We start from the raw sequence: 20842 nt of genomic DNA, 5'->3' as shown, positions 1-20842 counted from the left end.
GAGCAAATTAAGATTGAAAATATATATAACAAGACATGGTCAAACAAAGTGGAATGTAGAGGGTAGAATGCAAGGTGCTAAAAATTCTGATTTAACAGAACGAGGTAAATTAGATGCAGTAAAATTAGGAAGCAGCTTAAAAGATACTAAAATAGATTATATCTATACTAGTCCACTAACAAGAGCTTATGATACAGCTTTACTTATAAATGGGGATAGAAATATACCTATAGAAGTATATGAGAATTTAAAGGAAATGAACTTTGGTACATGGGAAGGAATGCACCGTGCGGAGGTTATAAATGATTATAAGGATGAACATCATAGATTTTGGAATGAACCACATTTATACCAGCCAAATGGTGGAGAAACTTTTGATGAACTTATAAAAAGAACGGAAAATACTTTAAATGATATTATAAGTAAAAACAACGGTGAAAATATACTATTAGTTACTCATACTATAGTTATAAAAGCTATTTATGCAATTTTAAAGAAATATGAAGTAAAAGATTTTTGGAACCCTCCATATATAAAGAATACTTGTTTGACCATATTAGATTATAATGAGGGGAATTTTAAATTTATATTAGAAGCAGACACATCGCATACATAAAATTTAGAAATTATTTAGAATAACAAGTTAATTAAGCAAGATAGGAACAGCCATTTAATTTAAATTTAAATATAATAATATAAAATAAGATTCTAAAAGAAGGGGGGAATTCAAATTGGAATATGAAGATATTATTTTAAAGTGCATTGAATATATAGAATTGAATATTAAAAAGGAATTATCAATAAAAAATATAGCTAATGAAATAGGATATTCAGAGTTTCATTTTTCAAGAATTTTTAAACAAAAAATGGGATTATCTATAATGGATTATGTAAAAGAACGAAGACTTATATTAGCATCAAAAGAGTTATTAAATGGTAGAAAAATAACAGATGTATCTATGGATTATGGATATGAAACTCATAGTGGGTTTTCAAAGGCATTTAAGAAAAAGTTTGGATTCACTCCTTCTGATCATATAGCTTATGCAATTAGTATATTAGAATATTTAAAAAATGAAAATGGAGCTGATGCAGGTATGGATAATAAACTTGAAAATGCAAATGTATTTATAACATCACCAGTTGACTTTACAGATTATAATGTATTGTATAATCAATTAAAAAACAACATAAAAGATAGATTTTCACAAATAGATTTAGATATGATAGACAAAGCATATAATATAGCTTTAAAAGTACATTGTTATAGTTATCGCAAATCTAATGAACCATATATAACCCATCCATTGAATGTTGCTTTAATTTTATCTGAATTAGAATCAGATAAAGAAATGATAATAGTAGGAATTTTACATGATATTTTTGAAGAAGATACAGATATAACTTTAGAGGGAATTGAAGAAATATTTTCAAAAGAAATAAGAAATTTGTTAGAGAAAGTTATAAATTTTTATAAATTTAATAAAGAAGATTTTGAAAAGTTACTAGATGATACGAACATCTTAGATGGAAGAGCTTTTGTAATAAAATTAGCGGATAGACTTCACAATATGAGGACAATAAAGTATATGAATGAAGATTCATATAAGGAAAAATCGAGAGAAACAATAGAGATTTTTTCACCTATAGCTAAAAAGCTTAATATGCTAAAGCTGAAAATAGAACTAGATGACTTAGCAATTAAATATATAGTAGATACAAAGTAAAGATAAAAATTATTGTAATATAAAGGTTATATTCTAGCTATTATAGAATATAACCTTTAATTATTATGCAATTAATAAGGGTATAAATAATTTAGCGAGGTTATATTTTTATTTAGGAGGAGAGCATGAGAAAAATAGTTGAGATGAATAAAGAGCAAGCAGATTCATATATAAATTGGAAATATGATTATCCTTACGAATTTTATAATATACCTGAGTATGCAATAGAAGAAACCCTAGAAGAAATTTTTGAAGATGATAGCACTCATTATTTTGCTGTACTTGATGATGAAGGAAAGTTGTTTGGAGTATATTCGTATATATTTAAATTAGATAAAGTTGAGATTGGACTTGGAATAAGACCAGAAGATACGGGTAAAGGTCTAGGTGAAGAGTTTGTAAGAGATTGTATAAACTTTGTTAGAAATGAAATTTCATTTAAGGGAGATATATGTTTAAGAGTTGTGGATTGGAACAAGAGAGCTATAAATTTATATAAAAAATTAGGATTTGTTGCATTTGATACAGAACATACTAAGTCTTTTTGTAACTCAGTTACTTTTATATGTATGAAACTAATCAATAAGTAATTTATTAAAGACAAAGCACATTTTATGAAAGTAGGGGAAAAAATTGTTATTTGAAACTGATGAATATTGTGTTGATTATATTAATAAAGAAAAAGACTTAGAGTATTTAATAAGCATTTATAATACTAATACAGAGTTTTTAAATAATCATACAAATTTTTTAGAAATAGATAAGATGTGGATAACTAATGAAATAGAACAAATGAATAAATACAATTTTAAATGTTGTAAGATAGTAAGTAAAAAAGAAAATAGGATAGTAGGTTTAATAGATTTTAGTGATGACGAGTTATATTATTTGTCATTGATGATTATACATAAGGACTATAAATCAAAAGGCATAGGAAAAAGTATTTACGACGCATTTGAATTATATTTAAAATCTTTAGGATGCAAGAATATAAGAATTGATGTATTAAAAAATTATAATAATAAGGTTTTAAAGTTTTGGAAGGATAGAGGTTTTATAGAAGTAAAGACTATTGAACTTGATTGGTCGGGAAAAAAATTAGAAGCATTATATATGTTGAAACAGATATAATAGTTAAATTAATAATTAAAGAGGTGGAGTGGAAATGGTTGAGATTGGCTGTCTTGCACGATTTTTCAATAGATATGAAGATGAGGTTGAATTTGCAAAAGACAATGGCTTTAAATTAATGCAATTATGGTATGACAATAGGGGGATGTCTATGCATCCATATGATGAGGATTTTATTAAAACTATAAATAAATACAAGTTTCCAACTATAATTCATGCTGTACTAGATATAAATGAATTTTATGAGCATATACCAAAATTAGTGGACATATTGAAGAAGCTAGAACATAAAGAATTGATAATACATCCAGTATGTAAAAATGAACCTATTGATGAAAATACACTATATAAGTTAGATAAAAGTATAAAATTTGCACTTAAATTACTTGAACCAGAAGATATTACATTATACTTAGAAAATAATAGTAAGCTAGATCCTATATTTACAGATCCCAGTGAAATAGAGTTTATTTTTAAAGCTAATGAAAATCTAGAGTTTTTACTAGATATAGCTCATATAGACAATTATGAACATTTAAAGGCTATGGTTGATATTAAGATGCCTAGGTTATTGCATATAACTGATAGTAGATTTAGTGTAATTCATGAGCATTTACCAATCGGTTATGGAGATATAGATTTTGAATATATATTTGAAAATGTATTAAGCAACTACAAAGGGAAAATTATACTAGAGATTGTTAATGAAGATAAAGATATAATAAGGTCAAAAGAGATAATAGAAAAAATAATTAAGAAGTTGTAAAAGGTTTATGCAATAAAAGATAATGGAGGAATAATAGTAAAGGATGGTAAGATTACTAAAATTGGAGATGTAATTTTATTTGAAAATATAGATGATATAAACTAAATGTATAAATAAGAATAAAAATGTATAAGTAGATATTGTGATATAATTAAAAGTAAGAAGTATTTTAAAATTGTGTGATATAAACTAAAACTTGGTGGTGATAGCATGATTAGGGTTTTAAATAATTTTCAAAAATACTTAATTATAGTACCTATCTATATTTTATATATTGTTGTTGTTGAATTGGCACTAGGATGTAGTGTTGGAGATATATGGGATAAATTACTTGAAAAATGTGGATTGAAAAAATCTGAAAAAACTCATATAATAGTTTAATTTTAATTTAATGCCTTTGGAATTTAACTAAATAATTTTAAGGGCATTTTTAATGTAAATTTTAGAGAATGCTAAAATTAATAGGGGGAGAATGAGGATTATGATTAAGGTTTGTAAAATATTTGATGAAGCTAATAAGGAAAAAGTAACTAATGATGTATTAAGAAATTTACCTGAATGGTTTTCACCTGAAGAATCAATTATAGAGTACTCAGAAGGTGCAAGAAGTACAGATTTTTATGTAGCTTATGATTTAGAAAAACCAGTTGGATTAATAAGTATAAAGTTTAATAATGAATATACTGCTGAAATATATGTAATAGGAGTATTAAAAGATTATCATAATAAAAAAATAGGAACTATGCTAATTGATAAAGTTAAGAATGATTTATTAAATAATAATTATAAGTTTCTTATGGTTAAAACACTAGGAGATTCTCATCCAGATAAAAATTATAAAAAAACTAGAAGTTTTTATAAAAGTAATGGATTTTACCCACTAGAAGAAATAAAAGAAATATGGAGTGAAAGCGTTCCTTGCTTGATAATGATACAAAAATTATAAGACTAAGGGGGGATTAAATATGAAAAATTATACTATTGAAGAAAGTACAAGTCAAGAGTGTAAAGTGGTTGATGATGGAATAGTTGAATATAATTTATCTAAAGTTCCATTCAACAAGGAAGAATCATTTATTCCAATTAATAGAGTTATAAAAGGATTAAATGGGGAAGTATTAGCAGGGATAAATAGCATATTATACTGTTGGAACTGTTTATATGTAGATGTTTTATGGGTTAAAGATGAATATAGAAAAGAAGGATATGGATCTATTCTTTTAAAAGAAGTAGAGAATATTGCAAAAGAAAAAGGGTGTAAATTAATTCATTTAGATACATTTGATTTTCAGGCAAAAGATTTTTATATTAAACATGGATATGAGGTTTTTGGGGTATTAGATGATTGCCCAATAGATCATAAACGATATTATTTGAAAAAGAATTTACAGGATAAATAATATATTAATATTAGTTTTGAGATATACATAGTAAAAAGCCCTATATAGGACTTTTTACTATGTATATTTATATGTGAATTATATCTCCTGCACTTGCTTTTTCTAACCTATTTAATATAGAATTTCCTAATCCTATATTAATAGGAGCTTGTATGTATATGTGATCTATGTCTAATTTATCACATTCTCTAAGTAAATCAAATATTCTATTTGCAGCTGTATTTAAAGTTTTATAACTTCCTAATCTATATGTATGTTTATGGTATTTAAAATAATTTAAAAACTCATCAAAACAAATTACAACGTCATTATTTTTAATATTCACCTTAATATAATTAGCTGTTTTTGAATAATCACCTTCAACTAAAGTTACTGGAACATCTGGGGCATAGTGTCTGTATTTCATTCCTGGAGCTTTTGGAATTTCATCTTCTTTAACTCCTAATAACTTCTTCTCATACACAAGATTTGGAATAACATTTTGTATTTCATCTAAGCTTATTGCACCTGGTCTTAAAAGAACAGGATTTTCAGTAGACATATCTATAATTGTTGATTCTAAACCGATTGAACATGAACCTCCATCTAGAATACAAGGAATTTTTTCATTTAAGTCATTAAAACAATGACTTGCACTAGTTGTTGATGGTTTTCCTGATAAATTTGCAGATGGGGCTACTAATAAAGTGCCACTTTCTTTAATTATAGCCCTTGCTATATCGCTTTTTGGGAAACGAACAGCTACAGTTTTCATACCAGCTGTAACAGTATCTGAAATACAATCCTTTTTATCGAAAATTAAAGTTACTGAACCTGGCCAGAAAGATTCAAATACCTTTTCAACTTCTTCTGGCATATTGGTACATATATCATAGACTTGGTCTAGTTTATAGATATGTACTAATAATGGATTGTCTTGAGGTCTACCTTTTACTTCAAATACTTTTTTAATTGCATCTTCATTAAAAGCATCGGCTGCTAATCCATATACTGTTTCTGTTGGAATGGCAACAACATTACCTTCTTTTAAATATTTTGCCCCTTTTATGATATTATCGTAATTGTTATCTAAATTTCTAACATCTAAAATCTCTGTTTTTATTGTCACAAAAAATCCCCCTCTTGAAGTAGTTTGTATTTACTATTATATTAAAAAATAAAATAGTTTGAAAGGTTTAATTTCTAATTAAATAAAAAGCTATCTTGCTTTACAATATAGTTCTATAGTGATAATATATAGCTATATTGTAAAACAAGATAGCTATATAAAGGTGGTGATAAATTTGAAAAATACTATATCTTCACAAATGCTAAAAGGTATATTAGAAGGATGTATTTTGAAAATTATCGGACAAAAAGAAGTTTATGGATATGAAATGAACTTAAAGTTAAAGGAATATGGAATTTCGACTGTATCAGATGGGACTATATATCCATTATTATTAAAACTTCAAAAGCAAGAATTAATAGAGGGGGAAATGAGAGCATCAGAGGAAGGCCCTATGCGGAAATACTATAAGCTTACTGATAAAGGAAAACTACAATTAGAAATGTTTGAAAAACAATGGGAAGAATTATCAAATAGTGTAAACAACATTTTAAGTATAAAATAGGGGAGTGAAAAAATGTGCAAAATGCAAAAGAACTTGTAGAAATAAATAATACATATAGAGAACAATTAAATGAGGAAAATAAAGAATTTTATGAAGATATATTAGTTTATATAAGAGCTAAAAGCTTTTTAAAAGATGAATTGCAACTTGAAGAATCATTGCTTGAAATTTTAACAGATATTATAGAGGCGCAAAATCAAGGTATTAAAACTGCAGATTATTTTGGAAAAAATCCTAAAGAGATTAGTGATGAAATATTAAAAAATACAAATAAAAGTTCTTTTAAAGAAAGAGCTAAATTATTTTTTAGTGTTAGTGGAATATATGTATTAGTTACTATATTTCCTAAACTAATAAATCCTAGTGAAGGAATAGATGTAGTTAAGTTTTTAATTGGATTAGTTGTTACACTTATAGTTATAAATGTTATTATGAATATTTTGGGGGACAGTATTTATTCAAGTAATTCCAAAAAGACAACTTTAAGTATGATTGGTTTGTTTGTTGTATATATAATTTTAATAGTATTGATGGAAAAGTTTATGCCTAATACTTTTGAAGTTAAACTAGAAGGAAGCTTAGGAATCGGGATAATTGTAATAGGTGGGGGATTAGGACTAGTATATAGCTTAAGAGAAAAATTATTTTATTCATTTATACCCATTATTATAGTAGCTTGCACTCTAGGGATATTAACTAGATTAAAATCTATAAATTTCTCAGCCACTGAGCAACCTGGGAAAACTATAGTTTTAGTATCTATGACAATTGCATTTGTATTATTTTATGGAATATCATATATACAAGCTAGAGATGATAAAGACACAAAATAAGTGTATATTAGAATCAAGATATGCTACTAGCAACTGGAAGAAACTTTTAAAATCCAGTTGCTTTATTTATATCTATTCTGAGGTAATAATTCTGAAACCAAACCCACGAATTGTTTTTATAGATACAGTCGACTTATATGTAGAAAGCTTTTTTCTCAATCTTTTTATAGTATCATCGGTAGCTCTACTATCAATTGGATTATTTTTAAAATCCCAAATTTTTCGTAATAGCTCATGTCTACTTACAGCCCTATCTTTATTTTCTATTAAATACAAAACCAACTCAAATTCGTTCTTTGTTAGCTTTACATCTGAATTTTTTATTTTAACATTAAATTGTTTTTTATTTATTATAATATCTCCGAAATAAACTATACTTCTATCTAAATTATTAACATTAGTATCTAAATCAATTCTTCTAAATATAGCTTTTATACGAGCTAAAAACTCAAGATAAGAAAGTGGCTTACACATGCAATCATCACATCCTAAGTTAAGTGCAGTAATTTTATCTAAATCACTAGTACTTGAAGATAATAAAATTATAGGCACAGGACTAATGCTTCTAAGTATAGAACAAACTGTCATCACATCTAACCCATCAATATTTGTATCTAGAACAACTAAATCACATGGATTAGAATAAAATTCATTAATCATAATATTACCAGATGTATATGTTTTTACAGAGAAACCTTCATGAATTAAAAATGATTTCACATATTCACACTCTAGAATATCTTTATTTGCAATATAAATACATTTCTCCAAGTATATCTCCTCCTAAGTAATACGTAAGCAATAAAATAATATACTAAAAATTATATCACAATAGCGGTATTAACAATTATAAAATTGCCACAAACAAACCTTTGAATTGACATTTTTAAAAGAGTAATATCTATTTATATCAACATAATATTGAGGTGGAATTTTGTAAAACAATAAAGTACTGGAGGAGTTCAAAATGAATTTTAGAGAAAAATATGGACAATGGGGAATTGTACTTGGAGCTACAGAAGGAATAGGTAAAGCAAATGCTTATGAACTAGCTAGAAGAGGAATGGATGTAATTTTAGTTGGAAGAAGAAAAGAGGCGTTAGAAGCTTTAGCTAAAGATATAAATAACGAAACAGGAAGAGAAATAAGAGTATTACAACAGGATTTATCTGAGTATGATGCAGCTGAAAAGATTATAGATTACACTAAAGATTTAGATATGGGATTAATAAATTATGTTGCATGCTTACACTCAATGGGACAATATGATAAAGTTGATTACTCTAAATATGAGCAAATGTATAGAGTAAATATAAGAACTTTCTCTAAGTTATTACACCATTTTATAGGAGAATTCAAAGAAAGAAACAGAGGAGCTTTTGTAACTATAGGTTCTTTATCTGGATGGACTTCTTTACCATTTTGTGCAGAATATGCAGCTCAAAAATCTTACATGATGACACTTACAGAAGGAGTAGCATATGAATGCAAAGATACTAATGTAGATGTGTTATTAATGGTTGCAGGATCTACGATTACACCTACATGGTTGCAAAATAAACCAGCAGATGAAGATGCTGTTGCAGCAGCAATGTATCCAGAAGATGTAGCTAAAGAAGGGTTAGATCAATTAGGTGTTAAGTTCTCATATTTAGTAGGTGAAAGAAATAGAAAAAATCATAAAAAGAGAATAGAGACAAAAGAAAGAGATGAGATAATAGAAGAATTAGGAAAGATGTTTACTCATAGAGGATAATTATAGAATTAAATTAAAAGATTATAGACATTTTTAGGAGGGGAAACTATGAAATTAAAAAATAAGATAGCGTTAGTAACGGCTGCAACAAAAGGAATAGGACTAGCAAGTGCTAAAAAATTAGCTGAAAATGGTGCTATTGTTTACATAGGAGCAAGAAATGAGGAATTAGCAAATGAAGTTATAAAAGACATTGAGAGCTCTGGAGGAATTGCAAAATTTGCTTATTTTAATGCAAAAGACGGAAAAACTTACGTTGATATGGTTGAAGAAGTAATTAAAAATGAAGGTAAAATTGATATTTTAGTAAATAACTATGGTGGAAATGATGTAAAAATTGATAAAACCATAATAGATACAAATAGCGAAGATTATTTTAATACAGTTATATCAAATTTACAAAGTGTATTTATTACAAGTCAAACTGCAATTAAAAGTATGATGAAAAGTGGAGGCGGAAGTATTATTAATATTTCTACAATTGGTTCAGTAGTTCCTGATTTATCAAGAATAGGTTATTGTACATCTAAAGCTGCCATTAACTCATTAACTCAAAATATTGCAGTACAATGTGCTAAATATAATATAAGATGTAATGCTGTGTTACCTGGATTTATAACAACTAAAGCTGCACTTCAAAATATGAGTGAGGAATTTTTAAATACATTCTTAAAACATGTTCCGATGAATAGACCAGGTAAACCTGATGATATAGCTAATGCCGTACTATTCTTTGCTTCTGATGAATCTTCGTATGTTACAGGAGAAATTATGGAAGTAGCAGGAGCTTTTGGTAAATTTACTCCTATGTATGGCGATTGTGTAAAATAATATAATGATTAAAATAAAAATAACACTCTTAGAATCTAAGCAAATGGATTTTGAGAGTGCTTTTATTTATATTTAAGTTTAAATTTAGAGGTTAGGACTAATAGACATAGAATATAATGTACTAATAATATAAGGAGGTGAAGTATTGAGAAAGAGTAAGGTGTTAATTGGCATAATTATAATTTTAAGTGTAGTATATATGATTTATTTAAATAAACCATATAAAAGTACAGATGAGTACTTAAAAAAGAATTATGCAGATTTAAATTTACAAGAGGAAGAGAATTTTTCAGGATTGGAGTTATTAGATAAAGATTTAAAAGATAAGAAAATTATTTTTGCAGGGGAATATCATAATTTAGATCAAAATCAAATTGTGGAGCTAAAACTTTTAAAATATTTTCAAAAGGAAGCAGGGGTTAATTATTACTTAGAAGAAATAGGTCATGCAGATGCACATTTTATAAATAAATACCTAGAAAGTGGGGATGAAACTATTTTAAAAGATTATTTTGATATTTATAAAAATCAAAAGTATTATACAGAGGAAAGATACGATCATTTTATAGATGTTTATAGATTTAATCAAACTCTTCCAGATGATGAAAAGATAAAAATAGTAGGTGCAGATATAGAATCACAAGCTACTTACGAATACATACTTGAGGTTGTAAAGGATAAAGATAGTTTAACTGATGAGTTAAAAACTGTACTATCTAAATTAAAAGATTTTAATTACAATTCAAAAACTAGCTATGAAAATATATCAACTAGTATAAATGAACTTATTGAAGATATAAAAAATAATGAAGAAAAGTATAAAAGTATATTTAAAGAATACTTTTATGGATTCAAACTTGTAATAAAGAACTTATACAATTTTATGAATAGTTATCTAAATTCTAGTGACTCTGGAGAGTACCGTATTAAAAGGGATAGTCATATATATGAAAACTTTAAATTAATAGATTCAAAGTTAGAAAATCCAGTATATTTTGGGCAGTGGGGAAGTTATCATGTATTTCAAGATACATTGTATCATAATGATTATTCTTTAGATATAAATTATTTTGCAGCATTATTAAATAAAGATAAAGATTATAAAGGAAAGATATTATCAATAAATTATGGATATTATCCTTATAAAACTGCAAAAAGCTATAATTACTCATATATAGATGATGAATTATTCAAGGATTATTTAAATTCAGATTCAAACGCAACCATATTTAAACTAAATAATAGCAAATCTCCATTTAAAGAAAACACTATTAATCCATATGAGACAGAGGCAATTGATTATAAAGGCAATCCTATAACTAATTATTTTCAATATTTAATATTAATAAGAGATAGTGAACGCTCTAAAATAGTAATGGAAGATTAAAGTTAATTATATAAATAAAAGCTATGGCTAATAAGTCATGGTTTTTTTGTTTAATAAAGAAGCTTTCAAAGTAAATATAAGTTAAGTTGTTCAAATTTAAAGGTTATAGCAAATACATAAAGAATATAAACTCTTAATAATGAAAATAGAAGGAGCAAAGTTATGCCTAAATTAAGAAATAATGAAATATCCATAGCTTTTGATATGGGGGGGTGTCCAAATAGATGTAAACATTGTTGGATAGGTCATTTGAAAAATAAAAAAATAGATATTGAAAAAATAAAAGAGATTGTAAATGAGTTTAGAAATTATAAAATAAATGAAGATGACAGTACATATTTTAATAAGGTTTTTGTGAGTACTTGGTTTAGAGAGCCAGACTATCTACCTAATTATAAAGAACTATATGATTTAGAAGAAGAACTTTCAGATGAAGTAAAAAGATTTGAACTTATGAGTGTTTGGAGGATAGCCAGAGATAAAGATTATGTTAAGTGGGCAAAAGATATAGGTACACAAAAATGTCAAATAACATTCTTTGGATTAGAAGAAAACACAGATTATTTTGCAGGACGAAAGGGAACTTTTAAAGATAATTTAATAGCTACAGACAGGCTAATAGAAGAAGGTATTGTTCCTAGATGGCAGTTGTTTTTAAATGAAGAAAATAAAGGTGAATTACAGGCTTTTACTAAGTTAATAGAAGATTTAAAACTTGAAGATAGAGTAAAAGCTATAGGTAAAGAATTTGAAGTTTTTGTATACCTACCAGCTCCATATGGAGAAGCATTTAACTTGGAAAATATAAGACCTAAAGCTAATATATTAGACTCTATACCTACATATTTAAAAGAGAAAACTTTGAAATACTTTAATTCTAAAGATATTAAAGCAATACTTGGATATGAGGAAAAAGAGTTGTTACCAAAGTTGTTGGAAAACAATGATAGTTTAAGTGAGTATCCTTTTATATTGTCATTTATGATAACTTCAGATTTAGAGGTTTACTGTAATGCAGGTGAAGTTGTGCCATGGTGGAGTTTAGGTAATTTAAATTACGATAGTGTAGAAAAAATTATGGATAACTATATAAATAATGCTTCATTAGGATTAAAGCTTATGTATGAAGTACCTATATCAAAACTTGCGAAAGAATGTGGAAACTTAGATGGGATAAGTATTTATACTGAAGAAGATTTAATTATGAAGTATATACATATGTATGGAGAAAACTTACATGAAAATGGGGAATTGTTAAAGTAGGAACTCATAAAAATAATATTCAAACTGATGGTAACTATTATGATGAACTTTTAATGGATTTACATCTTTAAAAGTTAGCCAAAATAAAAATTTAAAAGATTAAGATATATTAAAAATTAAAAATAAGGGAGAAATCAAATTGAGATTAGAAGATAAATCTGTAAAAAATGTGTGGGGAAAATATTTAAACTCTATAGGTGAAAGTATTGAAACTACAAATAAGACATATGATTCATGGTGTTTTTGTGATAATAAAGAAAGTGCTGATAAATTAGCAGATTTAGTTTGTCTTGGTATAAAGAGAGGAACTACATCACTTTATGAATTATACGAGTTAGAAAATGAAGATATACCTGAAGAAGGATCATATAGCATAGTTACAAATTGGGATGGAATTGCTAAATGTATTATAAAAAATAAAAAAGTATATATACTTCCATTCAAGGATGTAGACTCTACATTAGCATATATAGAAGGAGAGGGAGATAAATCATTAGAATATTGGAGAAAAGTACATATAGAGTTTTTTAAAAGAGAATTATCTAATATCGATAAGGAATTCAATGAAGATATGAAAGTTGTATTTGAAGAGTTTGAAGTTGTATATATATAAAATGTTTGGGGGGAGATAGGAATGGACAATGAGAATATAGAAAAAGTTTTTGAATTTTATAACACTGTATCGGAAAAAGGAAGATTAGAAAGAGGATTAGGTATTATCGAGCTTTATAGAACCAAACAAATTTTGAGTAAGTACATAAATACCAGTAAGAATGTTATATATGACATTGGTGGAGGAGTAGGGATTTATTCACAGTGGTTAGCAGCTAAAGGTAATCAAGTTCACTTGTTAGAACTTTGCCCAAATGCTGTAGAGTATGCAAAGTCAAACTATAACAATTCATTTACTGCAGAAGTTTGTGATGCTAGAAGTATAAACAGAAGTGATGAAAGTGCAGATATTGTATTACTTATGGGACCATTGTATCACCTTCAAAGCTTAGAGGAGAGATTAAAAGTTTTAAAAGAATGTTATAGAGTATTGAAAAAGGGAGGAATTTTATTTTCTGTTGGGATATCTAAATTTAGTACAACTACATGGGCATTATCAACATTTGGAAGTAAAAATAACTTATTAAATGAAGATGTATTTACAGATATGATAGAAAAAGAGTTAAAAGAAGGAGTACACGAAAGACCAAAAGAATATCCCAATTTACTTACACAAGCCTATTTTCATACACCTCTACAGTTGCAAGGTGAAATTGAGAATGTTGGGTTCGAAACTATAAATAAACATGCAATAGAAGGTACGATTTGGTTTACACCAGATTTAAATGAAAAGTGGAAAGATATTAGTATAAGAAAAAGACTATTAAATATTTTAGAGATTACAGAAAATGAAATAGAGTTAATGGGAATGAGTCCTCATTTTATTATTGTATCTCAAAAAATTAAATAATGGATATAAGTAGCTAATTTCAAAAAATACTATCCCAAAAGAGTTAAATAAAATATATTAGAAGTTTTATCATTTTGTTTTAGAAAAGAGTAACTTTTATAAACATAAGTAAATTTAGTTACTTAGAAATTATGGATAACTTATTGAATATAGGTACAAAAAACTATATTATTAAAACATACTTACTGAATAGGGGACATTATATGAAAATTATTAAAAGAAATATATTTGTATTAGGTATTTGTACTGTAATATCAATAGGAATTACAGGGTGTAATAACGTAAATAATAAATCTGCATCAACTGTTAAGAAAGAGGTAACTCAAAATTATAAAGGGTATAGTGGAATAGGTTATGAGCCTATATATCATATTTCTAAAAATGAATATATGGAGAAGGGTATTGAGAAGACGAAAAGGTCTTATGAAGGAGAATATAATTATGATTTGCTCGAAAATCTAAATGAAAATAGTAGTTTATCACTAGAGAAATATTCAGAAACGCTAGACGCTATATTTGGGAAATTTATATATACATATACTTCTCAATATCAGATAGAAGAAACTAAATTAGAAAAAGAGTTTATAGAAATGATTATAAATAAGTTAATTACATTGCAGGAAATAGGAAAAAAATCTGATTATAAAGAAAAGGTTGCAAAATTAAATCCATACTTTAATGCTACAATAGATGCCATGACAGAGTTAAAAAATAACTTAGATATAAAAGAATATGCTGAGTATTTAGATTATAAAGGAAGAGCTAGATTAACTTTACAAACATTAATAAGTACATGCTCTAATGGCGTTATACTAGGATACTCACTATATGATGATTTTAATTACAAACCAGAAAAATTTGATTCAATAAATTTTCAAATAGAACAAGAAATTTACTCTATAAGAGATTATATGGGTTCTATATCATTAGTAGATGAATCTTTAAGAGATGAGGACTATATAGTTGCAATAAAGAGATTAGAGAAAATACAAAAGACTATAAATGAAAACTTTGCAGATAATCTGGAATTAGATAATATAAATAAACAATTTAATATAGTTTATGATGAAATAGATAAAGCAAGAAATATTACTAGAGATAATTATGAAAAAGCAGCTAAACAAAAAGGTACTAATGGAGAATGTATAGTAGCTATAAGGGGAGCAGATATAGATTTAGCACCTAAGATGATTAAATTAGCTACTATGATATCGGATAATATAGCATATGACAAAATTAATTTGTAAATCAATTATGCAAATTAAGTTCTAAATTTTATTTTTTATTTTAGTAATAATCCCCCCACCAATGTGATATATATGTAATATAGAGATACAAATATATCACATTGGTGGGGGGATTATTTATGAAAAAAGGTATGAATAAGTATTTATTGATTGTAGCATTTTTAATTTTTTTAAAAGTTAAAGGGATTGAAACATTAAAAAATGACCCATTAGAAATATTGACTTTTGCATGGATTGGATGTTTATTTATAAAAGATTTAAATCAGCATTTATTCCTTCTAGGGTTTTTAGGTTTCTTTGGATTTACAGAATTAAAAAGTGATCCATTAGGACTATTAGCTTTTTCATGGTTTGCATATTTCTCTCATTACTGGTGGAACAAACTAGGAACTTGTAAAGATGAACGTTTAATTTACAATAAAAATAGAGCAGGTTCTATAGCGCTTTATACAGGATTTGTATTATCGGTTGTAGCAAGTGTATTAGTTAGATTAGTTACAGTAGACATATTAACTCTTTATAGAGCACAAGTATTGATATTATCACTTACTTTTGCAATAGCAATGAACTTATGGGCGTTTTTAACATACAGATTTGATTTAGGAAATTAAAAACTATGACAAATTTCATTAGCAATTTAAAAAAATATCGACAGTTTAATGGTCTAACCCAAGAAGAATTAGCTAATAAGGTTAATGTTAGAAGAGAAACTATAGCCCGTTTAGAAAATGCTAAATACAATCCTTCACTTGAACTAGCTTTTAGAATAGCTAAAGAACTTGACACACCAATAGATAAGTTATTTATATTTGAATTTTAAGTTTGATTATAATATAGAAAATGATAATTGACATCTATGAAATTAATAATATGATTATATATAAAAGGAGCGTATGCTCCTTTTTTTAGTAATATAGTAGTTAAACAATATATTTAGAAAGGGTGAAAATATGGAAATATGGGATTTATATGATAAAGATAGAATCAAAATTGGAGAAACTATGATAAGAGGGAGTGAATTTAAAGAAAATACTTATCATATGGTAGTGCATGTGTGTATTTTTAATTTAGAAGGAAAAATGTTAATTCAACAAAGACAAACGTTTAAAGAAGGCTGGCCAAACATGTGGGATATTACGGTTGGAGGAAGTGCTGTATCGGGTGATTGTAGTCAGTCAGCTGCAGAGAGGGAAGTTTTTGAAGAAATAGGTTATAAGATAAATCTTAAAGATAAAAGACCTTCATTGACAATTAATTTTGAAGTAGGATTTGATGATATTTATATAATAAAAGAAGATGTTGATATTGATAAGCTTAAATTGCAATATGAAGAAGTTCAAAATGTTATGTGGGCTGATAAAAATAAAATCTTAGGTATGATTGATAGTAAAGAATTTATACCATATCACAAAAGTTTTATAGAACTATTATTTGATATGAAAGATTATATGGGCTTTACATGTAAAGATAATATTTAATTAAAGTAAATATAAATATTAAAAATATGTATTTTGATGTAGATTTTGAAAATACAACTTCTGCTATAATTAAATTAAGATTACCTATTAAAGTTAATTATAGGGGGAGGGATGATGATGAATATTATATTAGAGAATGAGTATTCAATTAAGCCTATAACGTCTTCGAATCATAATGAAATAAAACATTTATATGATTTATGTTCTGATTACCATATCATGAGTAGTGGAAGAAATGCAACTGATGAGGATGTAGATAGTATTTTTAAATATAGTGAAAGAAAGACATTAGAAGACTCTTTAACACTTGGAGTATACAATAAATGTGGATTGTTAATCGGTATGGTAGATATATTTAAAAACTATCCTGAAAATGGAACTTGGATGATAGGATTATTGTTACTTTCACCAAATGAAAGAAATAAAAACTTAGGAAAAATAATTCATGAAGAAATAAAGAAATATGCTTTAACTCAAGGGGCTGATACATTTAGAATAGGTGTGTTAGAGCAAAACACTAAAGGTATAAAGTTTTGGAAATTAGCAGGGTATCAACATGTAAAATCAACAACAATAAATATTGGAGATAAAGAAAGTAATTTAAATATATTAAAATTACTTCTTAAATAGTTGTTAGGGAGGGGGAATAGAATGACAGAGGAGATATTAAAAACTAAATTAATACAAGTTAAAGAAGATAATTATTTGATTAATGAAATTAACTGTGAGAATTTATATTATTCTTATGCACTTGATATGCTTAAACATATAGGAACAATTGATCCAACTTTGAGAGATGATTTGATTTATGATATTTTTTCAAAATGGATTAATCAAAATAAATTTTCTATTCAGCAACTTCAAACTTTCTTAGAAATTTGTATAGATAATCAGCATTTAATGAAATGTGTGGGGATTGAAAATGATGATACAGTTTTTAGCCGTACGTTTTCTGCACTGATTATAGCCTTGATATTATACTCTAATAATCAAAATAACTTTTTATCTAATAATGAAATTAACAAGACGACAAACACAATAATTGAGTACTATACTAAAGAGGTTGATTTAAGAGGGTACGTAGATAATAAGGGGTGGGCTCACTCAGTAGCACATGGAGCTGATGTAATTGATGAACTAGGAAAATGTAGTGTTCTTTGTAAAGAAGATTTACAAAAGCTGCTTATGACATTGCAGTCAAAAATATGTCAGGGGAAATATGTATACATTGATGGAGAGCCTGATCGAATAAGCATTGCTGTGAAGAGTATTTTTATGAGAGATGAAATTGGTGAATGTGATATATTGTCATGGTTAGAAAGTTTTAAAAAGTATAACTATATTAAAGAATCATCAATAGAATGGTATCATCAAAATGTTAATATTACTAATTTTTTAAAGAGCTTGTATTTTACATTGAAGGGTTGTATTCAAGATGTAATTATACTTGATAAAATTCAGTGCTTAGTAACTAATTTATTATAAAGTATTAATTTATTATGTATGCTAAGTAAAAATGTATTTGGAAAAAGTTGAAATGATTATAGCTATAGATAGTATGATAAATAAAGAAGGGAAAATTTAATATGGTATTTTTAGAAACCAAACGATTAGTTTTAAGAAGCCTAAAATATGAAGATTTAAACACTTTATTTGAATATAGAAATGATCCACATTGTGCTAAATATCAAAGATGGGATAATACATCTTTGGACTACTTAAAAGGTTTAATTGAAAAAAATAATACTGCTAGAATATTAGATAAGAAAACAATGCAAGTAGCGATTGGACTTAAAAGTAGTAATGAACTTATTGGAGATATGTTCATTGCTTTTAAAGATAATACAATTACACTGGGGTACACTATTGCAACTAAACATCAAAGAAATGGTTATGCCTATGAAATACTTAAAGGGGTAATGGCTTATATCTTTGATAATTTTTCAAACTATGAAATTGCATGTTTAGTACATCCAAACAATGAGCCTAGTATTAAGTTATTAGAGAAATTGAATTTTAAAAATGAAGGTTATGTAAAAAGTATTGATAGTGTGGTATTTTCTATTAATTAGATTGCAGTTTAAACAGGGGAATGGGAGATGTAAATATGAATAAAGTATATTTTGTAAGACATGCAAAACCTGATTTTTCAGTTCATGATGATTTAACTAGACCACTAACAGAAGAAGGGATAAAATCTAGTAAGGAACTTGTAGAGTTTTTTAAAGATAAGAATATAACTAAAATGTATTCAAGTCCATATAAAAGATCTATAGACACAATAAACGAAGTAGCTAAAGATTTTAATTTAAAAATTGAGATGGTAGATGATTTTAGAGAAAGAAAGATAAGCGATTGTTGGATAGAAAATTTTAATGAATTTTCTAAAAATCAGTGGAAAGATTTTGACTACAAAATGGATGGAGGAGAATCTTTAAAGGAAGTTCAGGATAGAAATATAGTTCAATTACATAGAATTTTAAAAGAAAATGCTAATGAAAATATAGTTATAGGAACTCATGGTACTGCATTAAGCACTATAATAAATTTTTATGATAAAGATTTTGGATATGAAGCCTTTGATAGAATAAAGGGAGTTATGCCCTGGATAGTTTGTGCGGAGTTTGACGGAGTTGATATTTTAAATATGAAAGAACTTATTAATATAGAAGCCGGTGCAATATAGTTCTAAGTAAAAATAAAATATGAACAAAAAAGAGTATATATATTGGAATTTTTTTTATTCAATATATATACTCTTTTTGTTTGATTTGAGCGTATATAACAATAGTTTATATTATTATCATATACACTAAAACCATAAATTTTAGTTAATTGAATAAGTTACTAATTCATTTTCTTTAACATTTTCTAAAGAGAATTCCATTGTATTTATATGATTAAAAATACGTAAATATAATTTTCCTAAAGTTTGGTCATAGGCGCACATATAACTTGAAAAATCTGAATCATCTTTATCTTTAACAAAACGTACAACTCCTTTTGGCACCCAAGCTGAATTTAAAATACTGAATAGTTGAGTTGGAGCCTCTTCATCATTAATCTCGCCTAAAAAGTTTCTTAAATATGCTACACGCACAAATCTTGATGGTGAAGTATAATCACCTGGTAATCCAAGCATTCCAGAACCATTTGAACTAGGTGGAATTACTGTTTTACTATTTATATGATTTTGTTGTTTATTAAACCCTTGAACTTGTATATAATTTGATAAATTAGTTATATGCCAATCGAATGTAGGAGCATTAGTCATTACACCTATAGTATTATCAAAAACTCTAAAACGTCCATTGTTTGTGGGCTCTAGTACTACTGAGTCACCCATTTTGTCTGTAAAAGTATAATGAGCAGTGATAGGATGTCCTTTATCTAATTCTCCTAGAGCAGGAAGATCATCACCAGTAACTGCAACTTTTGATATATTTTTCTTTATATCACTAACAGTTTCAAAGTTACTTAAAATCCAAGGTATTATTTCACCACTATTGATAGCTGTAAGACCTTCTTTTTCTATATTATCTTTCGTATCCCATGTACATGAATCTAAAAATAAAAGTCCTCCAGCAAGTCCTTTTTCATTTACTCCATCAAAAAATAAAGTAGATCCTGATAAACTAATACCTAAAAAAGCATATTTTGTTTTCCAAGGATTACTTTGTGTATCTAAAGTGAAATTTTTAGGGACGATAGTTACTTTTGAATTCATGTCAAATGGATTAAAAGAAGTATCTAAAGTTCTTCCCCAGTAAGAATTATTTTTATTGCTTAAAATATGAACATGTGTACACAATGAAATCATCTCCTATTAAGTTATTGTATTTTTTATATTATTTTTCTACCCTAACTTAAATATGATAAACAGGATTAACTGAATGCTTAATGTTATTTATTAAGTATTTGATGTAAGATATTAAAAATTAATTATAA

27 protein-coding genes are annotated in these 20842 nt (G+C 26.6%); 24 read left to right on the top strand and 3 right to left on the bottom strand.

Going from position 1 to position 20842, the window contains the following annotated elements; translation table 11 throughout:
* Nucleotides 1-13: 13 nt before the first annotated feature.
* The 8 genes from ACEXNK_RS00725 to ACEXNK_RS00690 all read left to right on the top strand — a co-directional run bounded on the left by ACEXNK_RS00725 (nucleotide 14) and on the right by ACEXNK_RS00690 (nucleotide 5024).
* On the top strand, nucleotides 14-616 hold the full coding sequence (locus ACEXNK_RS00725; protein WP_373600201.1) for a histidine phosphatase family protein: 603 nt from the start codon (nucleotides 14-16) through the stop codon (nucleotides 614-616).
* 115 nt (nucleotides 617-731) lie between these two features.
* Nucleotides 732-1727: an HD domain-containing protein gene (locus ACEXNK_RS00720; protein ID WP_373600202.1), complete on the top strand. Its 996-nt coding sequence runs from the start codon at nucleotides 732-734 to the stop codon at nucleotides 1725-1727.
* Between the two features lie 125 nt (nucleotides 1728-1852).
* On the top strand, nucleotides 1853-2317 hold the full coding sequence (locus ACEXNK_RS00715; RefSeq protein WP_373600203.1) for a GNAT family N-acetyltransferase: 465 nt from the start codon (nucleotides 1853-1855) through the stop codon (nucleotides 2315-2317).
* Between the two features lie 43 nt (nucleotides 2318-2360).
* A complete protein-coding gene (locus ACEXNK_RS00710; RefSeq protein WP_373600204.1) occupies nucleotides 2361-2858 on the top strand; it encodes a GNAT family N-acetyltransferase in 498 nt (165 codons plus the stop codon).
* A gap of 34 nt (nucleotides 2859-2892) precedes the next feature.
* Entirely contained in the window at nucleotides 2893-3624 is a 732-nt protein-coding gene (locus tag ACEXNK_RS00705; RefSeq protein ID WP_373600205.1) for a TIM barrel protein, read from the top strand.
* A gap of 210 nt (nucleotides 3625-3834) precedes the next feature.
* The gene (locus ACEXNK_RS00700; RefSeq protein WP_373600206.1) at nucleotides 3835-4005 is read left to right on the top strand and encodes a hypothetical protein; all 171 of its coding nucleotides are present in this window, start codon (nucleotides 3835-3837) and stop codon (nucleotides 4003-4005) included.
* A gap of 100 nt (nucleotides 4006-4105) precedes the next feature.
* The gene (locus ACEXNK_RS00695; RefSeq protein WP_373600207.1) at nucleotides 4106-4570 is read left to right on the top strand and encodes a GNAT family N-acetyltransferase; all 465 of its coding nucleotides are present in this window, start codon (nucleotides 4106-4108) and stop codon (nucleotides 4568-4570) included.
* Nucleotides 4571-4589: 19 nt separating this feature from the next.
* Nucleotides 4590-5024 (top strand): GNAT family N-acetyltransferase, encoded by a 435-nt coding sequence (locus tag ACEXNK_RS00690; protein ID WP_373600208.1) that lies wholly within the window; start codon nucleotides 4590-4592, stop codon nucleotides 5022-5024.
* A 67-nt stretch (nucleotides 5025-5091) separates the two neighbouring features.
* On the opposite strand, the gene ACEXNK_RS00685 is transcribed toward ACEXNK_RS00690, so the two are convergent.
* Nucleotides 5092-6132 carry an L-threonylcarbamoyladenylate synthase gene (locus tag ACEXNK_RS00685; protein WP_373600209.1) on the bottom strand — a complete coding sequence of 347 codons (1041 nt, stop codon included), beginning with the start codon at nucleotides 6130-6132 and terminating at the stop codon, nucleotides 5092-5094.
* 175 nt (nucleotides 6133-6307) lie between these two features.
* On the opposite strand from ACEXNK_RS00685, the gene ACEXNK_RS00680 reads away from it, so the two are divergent.
* Together ACEXNK_RS00680 and ACEXNK_RS00675 are read left to right on the top strand one after the other, a co-directional pair.
* A complete protein-coding gene (locus ACEXNK_RS00680) occupies nucleotides 6308-6637 on the top strand; it encodes a PadR family transcriptional regulator (protein WP_373600210.1) in 330 nt (109 codons plus the stop codon).
* Nucleotides 6638-6651: 14 nt separating this feature from the next.
* Nucleotides 6652-7470, top strand: coding sequence for a hypothetical protein (locus tag ACEXNK_RS00675; RefSeq protein ID WP_373600211.1), 819 nt, complete (start codon nucleotides 6652-6654; stop codon nucleotides 7468-7470).
* A gap of 72 nt (nucleotides 7471-7542) precedes the next feature.
* Here the strand turns inward: ACEXNK_RS00675 and ACEXNK_RS00670 are convergent, their stop codons facing one another.
* A complete protein-coding gene (locus ACEXNK_RS00670; RefSeq protein ID WP_373600212.1) occupies nucleotides 7543-8241 on the bottom strand; it encodes a response regulator transcription factor in 699 nt (232 codons plus the stop codon).
* A gap of 196 nt (nucleotides 8242-8437) precedes the next feature.
* Between ACEXNK_RS00670 and hdhB the strand changes: the two genes are divergently transcribed.
* The 14 genes from hdhB (at nucleotide 8438) to ACEXNK_RS00600 (ending at nucleotide 19580) form a co-directional block, all read left to right on the top strand.
* A complete protein-coding gene (gene hdhB, locus ACEXNK_RS00665; RefSeq protein ID WP_373600213.1) occupies nucleotides 8438-9226 on the top strand; it encodes a 7beta-hydroxysteroid dehydrogenase in 789 nt (262 codons plus the stop codon).
* 48 nt (nucleotides 9227-9274) lie between these two features.
* Nucleotides 9275-10057 carry a 7alpha-hydroxysteroid dehydrogenase gene (gene hdhA, locus ACEXNK_RS00660; protein ID WP_373600214.1) on the top strand — a complete coding sequence of 261 codons (783 nt, stop codon included), beginning with the start codon at nucleotides 9275-9277 and terminating at the stop codon, nucleotides 10055-10057.
* Between the two features lie 145 nt (nucleotides 10058-10202).
* The gene (locus tag ACEXNK_RS00655; RefSeq protein ID WP_373601521.1) at nucleotides 10203-11444 is read left to right on the top strand and encodes a hypothetical protein; all 1242 of its coding nucleotides are present in this window, start codon (nucleotides 10203-10205) and stop codon (nucleotides 11442-11444) included.
* A gap of 162 nt (nucleotides 11445-11606) precedes the next feature.
* Complete coding sequence (locus tag ACEXNK_RS00650; protein ID WP_373600215.1) at nucleotides 11607-12707, top strand: radical SAM protein; 1101 nt, start codon at nucleotides 11607-11609, stop codon at nucleotides 12705-12707.
* Nucleotides 12708-12846: 139 nt separating this feature from the next.
* On the top strand, nucleotides 12847-13320 hold the full coding sequence (locus ACEXNK_RS00645) for an ASCH domain-containing protein (RefSeq protein WP_373600216.1): 474 nt from the start codon (nucleotides 12847-12849) through the stop codon (nucleotides 13318-13320).
* Nucleotides 13321-13341: 21 nt separating this feature from the next.
* The gene (locus ACEXNK_RS00640; RefSeq protein WP_373600217.1) at nucleotides 13342-14169 is read left to right on the top strand and encodes a class I SAM-dependent methyltransferase; all 828 of its coding nucleotides are present in this window, start codon (nucleotides 13342-13344) and stop codon (nucleotides 14167-14169) included.
* 203 nt (nucleotides 14170-14372) lie between these two features.
* Nucleotides 14373-15416, top strand: a complete 1044-nt coding sequence (locus ACEXNK_RS00635) for a hypothetical protein (protein WP_373600218.1) — start codon at nucleotides 14373-14375, stop codon at nucleotides 15414-15416.
* A 119-nt stretch (nucleotides 15417-15535) separates the two neighbouring features.
* Entirely contained in the window at nucleotides 15536-16027 is a 492-nt protein-coding gene (locus ACEXNK_RS00630) for a DUF3796 domain-containing protein (protein ID WP_373600219.1), read from the top strand.
* A 5-nt stretch (nucleotides 16028-16032) separates the two neighbouring features.
* Complete coding sequence (locus tag ACEXNK_RS00625) at nucleotides 16033-16236, top strand: helix-turn-helix transcriptional regulator (RefSeq protein WP_373600220.1); 204 nt, start codon at nucleotides 16033-16035, stop codon at nucleotides 16234-16236.
* 130 nt (nucleotides 16237-16366) lie between these two features.
* The gene (locus tag ACEXNK_RS00620) at nucleotides 16367-16894 is read left to right on the top strand and encodes an NUDIX hydrolase (RefSeq protein ID WP_373600221.1); all 528 of its coding nucleotides are present in this window, start codon (nucleotides 16367-16369) and stop codon (nucleotides 16892-16894) included.
* Between the two features lie 114 nt (nucleotides 16895-17008).
* Complete coding sequence (locus ACEXNK_RS00615) at nucleotides 17009-17524, top strand: GNAT family N-acetyltransferase (protein WP_373601520.1); 516 nt, start codon at nucleotides 17009-17011, stop codon at nucleotides 17522-17524.
* A gap of 21 nt (nucleotides 17525-17545) precedes the next feature.
* Nucleotides 17546-18379, top strand: coding sequence for a DUF2785 domain-containing protein (locus tag ACEXNK_RS00610; RefSeq protein ID WP_373600223.1), 834 nt, complete (start codon nucleotides 17546-17548; stop codon nucleotides 18377-18379).
* A 101-nt stretch (nucleotides 18380-18480) separates the two neighbouring features.
* On the top strand, nucleotides 18481-18966 hold the full coding sequence (locus tag ACEXNK_RS00605; protein WP_373600224.1) for a GNAT family N-acetyltransferase: 486 nt from the start codon (nucleotides 18481-18483) through the stop codon (nucleotides 18964-18966).
* A gap of 35 nt (nucleotides 18967-19001) precedes the next feature.
* Nucleotides 19002-19580: a histidine phosphatase family protein gene (locus ACEXNK_RS00600; protein WP_373600225.1), complete on the top strand. Its 579-nt coding sequence runs from the start codon at nucleotides 19002-19004 to the stop codon at nucleotides 19578-19580.
* Between the two features lie 141 nt (nucleotides 19581-19721).
* On the opposite strand, the gene ACEXNK_RS00595 is transcribed toward ACEXNK_RS00600, so the two are convergent.
* Complete coding sequence (locus ACEXNK_RS00595) at nucleotides 19722-20705, bottom strand: linear amide C-N hydrolase (RefSeq protein ID WP_373600226.1); 984 nt, start codon at nucleotides 20703-20705, stop codon at nucleotides 19722-19724.
* Between the last annotated feature and the right edge of the window lie 137 nt (nucleotides 20706-20842).

Origin of the sequence: Paraclostridium bifermentans, from assembly GCF_964259345.1 — a bacterium.
GTDB classification, from domain to species: domain Bacteria; phylum Bacillota; class Clostridia; order Peptostreptococcales; family Peptostreptococcaceae; genus Paraclostridium; species Paraclostridium bifermentans_B.
Note: the sequence above shows the minus strand (reverse complement) of the source record. Positions and strands in the feature narration are given on the sequence as shown.

Coding starts and splice junctions, on each gene's coding strand:
- ACEXNK_RS00715 (WP_373600203.1), top strand. CDS start 1,853: ATGAGAAAAATAGTTGAGATGAATAAAGAGCAAGCAGATTCATATATA.
- ACEXNK_RS00705 (WP_373600205.1), top strand. CDS start 2,893: ATGGTTGAGATTGGCTGTCTTGCACGATTTTTCAATAGATATGAAGAT.
- ACEXNK_RS00700 (WP_373600206.1), top strand. CDS start 3,835: ATGATTAGGGTTTTAAATAATTTTCAAAAATACTTAATTATAGTACCT.
- ACEXNK_RS00695 (WP_373600207.1), top strand. CDS start 4,106: ATGATTAAGGTTTGTAAAATATTTGATGAAGCTAATAAGGAAAAAGTA.
- ACEXNK_RS00690 (WP_373600208.1), top strand. CDS start 4,590: ATGAAAAATTATACTATTGAAGAAAGTACAAGTCAAGAGTGTAAAGTG.
- hdhB (WP_373600213.1), top strand. CDS start 8,438: ATGAATTTTAGAGAAAAATATGGACAATGGGGAATTGTACTTGGAGCT.
- hdhA (WP_373600214.1), top strand. CDS start 9,275: ATGAAATTAAAAAATAAGATAGCGTTAGTAACGGCTGCAACAAAAGGA.
- ACEXNK_RS00650 (WP_373600215.1), top strand. CDS start 11,607: ATGCCTAAATTAAGAAATAATGAAATATCCATAGCTTTTGATATGGGG.
- ACEXNK_RS00640 (WP_373600217.1), top strand. CDS start 13,342: ATGGACAATGAGAATATAGAAAAAGTTTTTGAATTTTATAACACTGTA.
- ACEXNK_RS00635 (WP_373600218.1), top strand. CDS start 14,373: ATGAAAATTATTAAAAGAAATATATTTGTATTAGGTATTTGTACTGTA.
- ACEXNK_RS00630 (WP_373600219.1), top strand. CDS start 15,536: ATGAAAAAAGGTATGAATAAGTATTTATTGATTGTAGCATTTTTAATT.
- ACEXNK_RS00625 (WP_373600220.1), top strand. CDS start 16,033: ATGACAAATTTCATTAGCAATTTAAAAAAATATCGACAGTTTAATGGT.
- ACEXNK_RS00620 (WP_373600221.1), top strand. CDS start 16,367: ATGGAAATATGGGATTTATATGATAAAGATAGAATCAAAATTGGAGAA.
- ACEXNK_RS00615 (WP_373601520.1), top strand. CDS start 17,009: ATGATGAATATTATATTAGAGAATGAGTATTCAATTAAGCCTATAACG.
- ACEXNK_RS00610 (WP_373600223.1), top strand. CDS start 17,546: ATGACAGAGGAGATATTAAAAACTAAATTAATACAAGTTAAAGAAGAT.
- ACEXNK_RS00605 (WP_373600224.1), top strand. CDS start 18,481: ATGGTATTTTTAGAAACCAAACGATTAGTTTTAAGAAGCCTAAAATAT.
- ACEXNK_RS00600 (WP_373600225.1), top strand. CDS start 19,002: ATGAATAAAGTATATTTTGTAAGACATGCAAAACCTGATTTTTCAGTT.